Origin of the sequence: Streptomyces phytophilus, from assembly GCF_013870535.1 — a bacterium.
In the GTDB taxonomy this organism is placed as follows: Bacteria; Actinomycetota; Actinomycetes; order Streptomycetales; family Streptomycetaceae; genus Streptomyces; species Streptomyces phytophilus.
This window is the reverse complement of record NZ_JACBXC010001280.1, coordinates 1-1,693: the sequence shown is the minus strand read 5'-3', so window position 1 is coordinate 1,693 and position 1,693 is coordinate 1. Positions and strand designations below refer to the sequence as shown.

The following is a 1,693-nucleotide window of genomic DNA, read 5'->3' as shown; positions in this document are numbered from 1 at the left end:
TCGTGGTCGCTGGCCTGGTCGGCGTACTCGGCGTTGAGGTGGACGATGTCGTAGTCCGCCCGGGCCGCCAGTGCGGGGCTGGTCAGGATGTGGTCCAGCACCTGGGAGTTGCCGTTGAAGACGTACCCGTAGCGCTCGGCGCGCGGCAGCCCGTTCACCAGGTCGACCAGTGCGCGATCGGCGGTCAGCCGCTCGACGGCGGGGGAGAAGGGGAAGTCGTTGATGTCCCCGGCGACGACGACGCCTGCCCTGCGGTCCACGGCGAGCACGTCCCGTACGAACCCGTTGACCGCCTCGGCCTGCGCGATCCGCTGCTCCTCCGAGCCGCGCGCGGGCGGCTGGAAGCGGCTGTCGAGCGCTTGGTCGCCGCCCTTGGAGCTGAAGTGGTTGGCGACGACGAAGACCGTACGGCCGCGGAAGGTGAACTCGCCGGCGAGCGGCTTGCGGCTGTCGTTCCAGGCCGGGTCGCCGGGGGCGATACGCCCCGGGGAGGCGGACAGCGCCGGGGCGCCGCCGTCACCGGTGACCGCGACGGGCGTCGTGGCGTCGCCGCCGGGCCGGTCGGTGAAGGACACCCGCTCGGGGTCGTACAGGAACGCGACGCGGATGTTGCCGCCCGGCCGGCCGCCGTCGGCGTCGTCCGCGGGGTCGATCTGGCGCCACTCGTACGCGGGACCGCCGGCGGTGGCGATCGCGTCGGTCAGCTTGCGCAGGGTGGCGTCGGCGCCGGTCACGGCGTCGTCGGTGGCGCCGTTGTCGTCCTGGACCTCCTGGAGCGCGACGATGTCGGGGGAGGCGAGGCCGTCGACGAGGGCGCGGGCCAGCCGCTCGAACTTCGCGGCGCCGTCGCGGGCGGAGAGGTTCTCCACGTTGTACGTGGCCACCGCCAGCTCCGCGTCGCGCTGCGGGCGGGTGGACTCGGGTTCCGGGCCGGTCCGCCGCTCGGTGCCGAGGGCGGTGGCCTGGAGTTCGTAGCCGCCGAACTGGTCGTAGTCGAGCGGTCCTTCGGTGGTGCCGCCGAGGCGGTCGCCGACGTCCAGGACGGGGAAGGGGCGCTCGGCGAACGGGATGAGGGAGGCGACCTTGAGCCGGCCGCCGTTGGGGTCGCGGTAGCCGGCGTACAGCACGCCGCCGCGGGCGGTGCGGTTGTGCGCGGGCTCGGCGGTCACCCACAGCTCGTCGAACTCCGTGGTCGGCCCGACGACCCGGGCGTCGCGCACCGCGACCCGCATGCCCTCCAGCGACTCGTAGCGGTCGAGCGCGTACGAGCCGGGGCGCAGCCGCAGGTCCTCGATGCCGCCGCCGGCCGCGTCGGGGGCGAACCGGGCCGGGACGGTGGCGTCACGGAGCACGAAGGCGCCGGGCAGCGGGTTGCCGGAGGAGACGACGGTCCACGTGGCGCCGGTCAGCTCGGTGACGGACTGCAGCCCGGCGTCCTTGCCGCCGGGGTAGTACTCGGTGACGGCGCCGGAGACCTCGACCGCGTCGCCGGGCGCGACGCCGGGGGTGGTGGAGCCGGTGAAGACGAAGACGGCCTCGCTGGTGGCGGGGTCCGCGTCGGGCCGGGGGTCCTGGAGCCAGAAGCCGCGGGCGGAGCCGAAGGCGCGGACGGCGGTGACGGTGCCGGGCACGGCGCTCACCTGCTGCCCGGCGAGCGGGGATATCCGGGTGTCGCCCTGGATGTCGCGGATAC

The 1,693-nt window shown here is 74.8% G+C and carries 1 protein-coding gene; it reads right to left on the bottom strand.

The window, feature by feature from the left end:
* The coding region (locus tag H5J30_RS31585) for a DUF8508 domain-containing protein (protein ID WP_181790995.1) at nt 1-1,693 on the bottom strand (1,693 nt) is incomplete at both ends.